General features: G+C 68.6%; 4 protein-coding genes. All 4 read left to right on the forward strand.

The features are described from left to right. Positions 1–1,543, forward strand: a 1,543-nt coding sequence (locus ACTHJR_RS09350; protein WP_440522881.1) for a putative PEP-binding protein, incomplete at its 5' end; no start/stop codon positions are given. A gap of 43 nt (positions 1,544–1,586) precedes the next feature. After that, positions 1,587–2,408, forward strand: coding sequence for a hypothetical protein (locus ACTHJR_RS09355; RefSeq protein ID WP_440522882.1), 822 nt, complete (start codon positions 1,587–1,589; stop codon positions 2,406–2,408). Positions 2,409–2,438: 30 nt separating this feature from the next. Then, complete coding sequence (locus ACTHJR_RS09360; protein WP_440522883.1) at positions 2,439–3,005, forward strand: DUF1214 domain-containing protein; 567 nt, start codon at positions 2,439–2,441, stop codon at positions 3,003–3,005. Continuing rightward, on the forward strand, positions 3,005–3,429 hold a 425-nt coding region (locus tag ACTHJR_RS09365), incomplete at its 3' end, for a DUF1254 domain-containing protein (protein WP_440522884.1). The genes ACTHJR_RS09360 and ACTHJR_RS09365, both read left to right, overlap by 1 nt.

Consider the following 3,429-nt stretch of genomic DNA (forward strand, 5'->3'; position numbering starts at 1 on the left):
CGCGCGGGTCGATCCGGCGGCGCTCGACCAATTGCTCCACCCGACGCTCGATCCCAAGGCGCCGCGCGACGTGCTGACCAAGGGCCTGCCGGCGTCGCCGGGCGCGGCCTCGGGCAAGGTCGTGTTCGACGCCGACACCGCGGAAAAGCGCGCCTCGGCGGGTGAGGCGGTGATCTTGGTCCGCGTCGAGACCAGTCCCGAGGACATTCACGGCATGCACGCCGCCAAGGGCATCCTGACCGCTCGCGGTGGCATGACCAGCCACGCCGCGGTGGTGGCGCGCGGCATGGGCCGGCCTTGCGTGTCGGGGGCGGGGACGCTGTCGATCGACGCCAAGGCGAAAGTCATGCGCTGCGCAGGTCGCGAGGTGGGCGAGGGCGATATCGTCACGATCGACGGCGCCAGCGGCGAAGTGATGATCGGCGAAGTGCCGACCGTTCAGCCCGAACTGGCGGGCGATTTCGGTACTTTGATGGGCTGGGCCGACGAGGTCCGGCGTCTGAAGGTCCGTGCCAATGCAGAGACTCCGCTCGACGCTCGCACCGCGCGCGATTTCGGCGCGGAAGGGATCGGTCTCTGCCGTACCGAGCATATGTTCTTCGACGCCGCGCGGATCACCGCGGTGCGCCAGATGATCCTGGCCGAGGACGAGAAGGGCCGCCGCGTCGCGCTCGACAAGCTTCTGCCCGAACAGCGCGGCGATTTCGTCGAGATTTTCGAGGTCATGGCCGGCCTGCCGGTGACGATCCGCCTGCTCGACCCGCCGCTCCACGAATTCCTGCCGCACGAGGAAGCCGAATTCGCAGAGGTCGCGGAGGCCGCCGGGGTCGAGGTCGACTATCTCAAGCGCCGCGCCGCCGAGCTCCACGAATTCAACCCGATGCTCGGGCATCGCGGCTGCCGGCTGGGCGTGACCTATCCCGAAATCTACGAAATGCAGGCGCGCGCGATCTTCGAGGCGGCGGTCGCCGTCGCCGAGAAGTCTGGCCCAGATTCTGATAGCGCGCCGATCCCCGAGGTCATGATCCCGCTGGTCGCGACGCGCCGCGAACTCGAGCTGATGAAGGACCTGATCGACCGCACCGCCAAGGCGGTCTTCGCCGAAAAGGGCCGCGAGATCAGCTATCTGATCGGCACGATGATCGAATTGCCGCGCGCCGCGCTGAAGGCCGGGGAGATCGCCGAGGTCGGCCAGTTCTTCTCGTTCGGCACCAACGACCTGACCCAGACCGCACTGGGCGTCAGCCGCGACGACGCGGCGCGCTTCCTCGGCATCTATGTCGACAAGGGAATCTATCCCAAGGACCCGTTCGTCAGCCTCGACGTCGAGGGCGTGGGCGAACTGATCCGGCTTGCCGCCGAGCGCGGGCGCGTCACGCGCCCCGACATCAAGCTCGGGATTTGCGGCGAGCATGGCGGCGATCCCGCGTCGATCGCATTCTGCGAGGAGGTCGGGCTCGATTACGTCTCGGCCTCGCCTTATCGCGTGCCGATCGCCCGGCTCGCCGCAGCCCAGGCGGCATTGGCCAGCAAAGCGGGTTGAGACGGGCTTGACTTCGCCCATGCGGCGACCGCACTCAACCGTCATGGATCGAGCCGCGACGCGCTGGTGGGTTTTGGCGATGGCTGCTCCGCTGGCGGCGTGCGGCAGCTTCGGCAATGACGGCCCGTCGGAAAAGGACATCGCCGACGCGCTGACGCGATCGGGCGCCAAGGTGCAGTCGGCCGAGCGGATCGCGTGCAAGACCGCGCCCGACCGGCCGGGGTATGTCTGCGACTATCGTGCGACGACCTGCAGCCCGTTCACCGGCAAGTGCGACAAATCGGCGACGCGGACCGGGCGGTTCGTGCGCTATGGCGACAATTGGATGTTCCGCGACGATGTCGCCGACCCCAATCGTTACGTGCCGCCCGCCACGCCCAGCACTGCCGCGAGCCCGGCGGTGACCGATCTGGCCCCGACTCCGTCCCCGACGCCCTCGGCCGGCCCGTCGCCGGCGCCTAGCCCGAGCGCATCGCCGACGCCCAAACCCACGCCAAAACCTTCCCCGTCGCCGACCCCGAAGGGGTCACCGACGCCGAAACCCTCGCCGACGCCCAAGCCCTCGCCGACCGCCAAACCGACACCCAAGCCGATACCCGGCGGGGTCAATCGCACCTGGCTGTCGGGTCGTTGGGGCGCCGAGAATGGCGATTGCACGGCGCGGCGCGCGGTCAATTTCGGCCCGGGCGGCGGCTTTTACGGCAAGCGCGGCATGGGCCGCTGGTCGCTCGACGGCAAGACGGTCAAGGTCACCGGCAACTACAGTGCCGACAACAAGGAATTCGACCAGATCCTCAAGGTCGAGCGTACCGGCGACGACGCGATGGTGATGGAAGGCAAGCGCTACCACCGCTGCCCGAACTGACCTGGGCTGTTTTTTGGGGGGAGAGGGGGCATGAGGCCCTGGATCCGATACACGATCTGCGGGGTGCTGGGACTGGCGCTGGGCGCCGGCGCCGCGGTGCAGCGGGTGCGCACCGGCGTGCTCGGCGCCAATCGTGCGATCGGGCCATGGACGACGGGAAGCGATTTCGGCACGGCGCGGGCCGGGGCGCTGACCCGCGCGATCGTCTCGCTGCGGGGGCTGCTGGCGCTGCCGGCGCAGGAGGCGCGCTATTACAACGCAGCGGTCGACAGTGCCGGCGATCCGCTCGACGGGCGCTGCCGATACCGCGTCTCGGGCGGCGGCATTCCAGCCAGATGGTGGAGCCTGACGCTCTACGACCATGACGGCTATCTGGTCGCCAATCAGGCCAATCTGTTCTCGGTGGCGAGCGCCGCTCTGCCCAATCCCACCAAATGGGAAATCGTCGTGGCGCCGGCCGAGCAGGCGGGGGCGTGGTTGCCGACCGGGCGGATCGATCGGTTCGAACTGACCCTGCGCGCCTATCTGCCCGACGACGGCGGGGTCGGCGCGATGACCCGCGAGCAGCTTCCCTCGATCGTCAAGGAGGGATGCTGATGCGGCGCTGGTTCTTCCCCGTGCTGATCGGGCTGGTGCTCGCCTTCGTCGGATATGACGTCGCGATGGCGCAGTTTCCGCGCGTGCTGATGGGCCTGGCCACGCATCGCATCGCCAAGGGCGCCGGCTACAACACCATGTTCGCGGCGCCGCTCGCCACCGACAAGGCGCGTGCGATCGTCCGGCCGAGTCCCGATCTCGCTTATTCGACCTGCCCGTTCGATCTGTCCGACGGCCCGGTACTGGTCGAGGTCGCCCCAGTGCCCGCGCCTTACTGGTCGCTCTCCGTATTCGACGAGCGCACCGACGCCGCCTATGTCCGCAACAACGTCCAGGCCGGCAACCAGCCGATCCGCATCGCGATCGCGCGCGCGGGGCAACCGGTGCCCGACAGCATGACCGCGGTACGAGTGAAGGGCAACAC

This window comes from Sphingomonas sp., from assembly GCF_051962185.1.
Taxonomy (GTDB): domain Bacteria; phylum Pseudomonadota; class Alphaproteobacteria; order Sphingomonadales; family Sphingomonadaceae; genus Sphingomonas.

Coding starts and splice junctions, on each gene's coding strand:
- ACTHJR_RS09355 (WP_440522882.1), top strand. CDS start 1,587: ATGGATCGAGCCGCGACGCGCTGGTGGGTTTTGGCGATGGCTGCTCCG.
- ACTHJR_RS09360 (WP_440522883.1), top strand. CDS start 2,439: ATGAGGCCCTGGATCCGATACACGATCTGCGGGGTGCTGGGACTGGCG.